The organism is Thiolapillus sp. (assembly GCF_048562965.1).
Classification (GTDB): domain Bacteria; phylum Pseudomonadota; class Gammaproteobacteria; order Chromatiales; family Chromatiaceae; genus Thiolapillus; species Thiolapillus brandeum_A.
The window spans coordinates 1-2,105 of sequence record NZ_JBHNMF010000547.1 but is presented as its reverse complement, the minus strand read 5'-3'; the positions used below and the strand labels follow the sequence as shown (position 1 = coordinate 2,105).

Genomic DNA, 2,105 nt, shown 5'->3' with positions numbered 1-2,105 from the left:
GTTGAAATTCACCGTAGTTGCTTAAGGGGCATTCAAAACCTGAATCAACGCCAATGAACGACCGTTTAGACGCTTAACGGCCCCATAAAACCTATCTCAAGGCATTCACCGGCGAAATCCTACAAGCAATTTACCCGCTTGCTAAACATTTTTCCTTTGCTCAATAAATTGGCTCCGTGCTAAAGTTTTAGCACGAAAAAATTCATCACCCGGTACAGCACGGGGCTGTCAGTTAATGAGATAAGCCAATGAGCAACGGAGACCTACCCCTATCCAGAAAGACCCTGATCAACCGGAAGACCCTGCGGGCCATGATACCGCTGTCGGACCGAGCCATTTTCAATATGGAGAAGCGCGGGGACTTCCCGCGGCGGATCGCGCTTACAAGCCGTAACGTCGCATGGGACCTGGCAGAAATAGAAGAATGGATCGAGTCGAGAAAACGATCCGGCGCACGGGCAGACCGCCCCGGCGTTACTGCCGTTGCTTGATAGTCCACTCGTCGATCATGTCGGCCCAGTCTTGCAACATCTCCGTACGTTGCTCTCGGTACTCGGCCTTGTTATAGATGGCTCTCACTCCCCTCTGCTCATGTGCGAGACACTTCTCTATCCAGTCTGTGTTGTAACCGGCCTCATGTAGTAACGTGCTGGCGGTGCGGCGAAGATCATGCGGGCCAAATTTTGCGAGCGACTCGCCGTCCTTCTGGGCAGCCTTATACGTCGAAGCTAGAACACGATTCAGCGTTGCGGCGCTCATCGGCAAATCCGAATCATAGCGGGAGGGAAGCACGTACTCGGATCCACCTGCGAAGGTCTTCAGCGCGATAAAGATATCGAGCGCCTGGCGTGACAGGAATACCAAATGCGGCGTTCTTCGTTTCATCCGTTCTTTCGGAATCGTCCAAAGCGCCTCGCTGAAATTGATCTCCGACCATGTCGCATTGGACAGCTCGGACTTTCTCACCATGGTCAGTAATAGCAGCTTGATCGCAGCCCGGTATTGCGGCGATGTCCCAACCCGATCCATGTACCGATACATCAGGCCAATCTCTGCCGGTGTCAGCGCACGGTCACGCGGCTCGAATCTTGCGATACTTGAAGGGCGCACCATTTCCGCCGGGTTTTCCACGTTCTGCCCGCGTTCAATTGCCCAACGATAGACCTGCAACACCACTTCCCGGACATGCACCGCCGTTGCAGGTGCCCCCCTTTCGACGATGGCGTCGGTCAATGCGCGCAAATCCTCATGCGTGATTTCGGTCAGCTTTTTGTTGCCAAACTGCTTTTTCAACTCGCGTTCGTATACCGACTTGCGCATATCGCGTGTCGAGTCAGCCATCTGATAGCCACGCAGCCATTTGTTAGCCCAGGCACCGAACGTCTCGGCATTCTTCACACGCTTCTTGTCGCGCGCCTTTTCCTTGGCCGGTGATTTTCCGGCCGCGATCATCTTCTTTGCTTCGCTGAGTCGTTCCCGTGCTTCTGAAAGCGTGACGCCACGCTTGCCATACCGGCCTATCGTCAGCGTCTCCTGACGCCCGTTAAGCGAGTAGTTGTATCTGAAAGAGATGGTTCCGGCTGGTGTCACCGCGACATAGAGCCCATCACGGTCGTTCACTTTGTAGAGTTTGTCCTGGGGCTTCAAATTGCGCAGTTTGGTATCGGTCAGCATGATAAGGGCCTCCGTGGGGCCAAAAATACCATGATTTTTTATAGCATGGTATTTAGGTTGTTTTTTCTTTTATATCAATGGCTTGACTAGTTTTGATACCATGAATGGCTTGGAAATCATGGCATGGTATTTTGTCGAAGCCCTGATCTTGAGGGCGACGATACCATGATTTATACCATGAAAAAAGTTTGCTTGGACGTGCCTGCCAGTGCCAGCAGGTGCCAGACAAAAACGGGAATAACTTAGTTAATACAATGGGTTATGTGTAGTTTGATGCCGGTAGGTGCCAGCCAGTGCCAGACGTGGAATCATTCCCCCCAAATACAGTGTGGCAAACACCATCGGTTTTCTGAAAGGTAAATCAGCGATACGGGCGTACATAAAGAATCAGGAACGGGAAGAGAAGCGCCAAGAGCAGTTAAGGTTGGCGG

General features: G+C 52.2%; 2 protein-coding genes. One reads left to right on the top strand and one right to left on the bottom strand.

Annotated features, from left to right (window positions below; genetic code table 11):
- Positions 1 to 248 precede the first annotated feature (248 nt).
- Complete coding sequence (locus tag ACOCD2_RS17510) at positions 249 to 491, top strand: helix-turn-helix transcriptional regulator (RefSeq protein WP_419582592.1); 243 nt, start codon at positions 249 to 251, stop codon at positions 489 to 491.
- Here ACOCD2_RS17510 and ACOCD2_RS17505 read toward each other — a convergent pair.
- Complete coding sequence (locus tag ACOCD2_RS17505; RefSeq protein WP_419582591.1) at positions 475 to 1,674, bottom strand: tyrosine-type recombinase/integrase; 1,200 nt, start codon at positions 1,672 to 1,674, stop codon at positions 475 to 477. The two genes, ACOCD2_RS17510 and ACOCD2_RS17505, sit on opposite strands and share 17 nt — an antisense overlap.
- Positions 1,675 to 2,105: the final 431 nt, after the last annotated feature.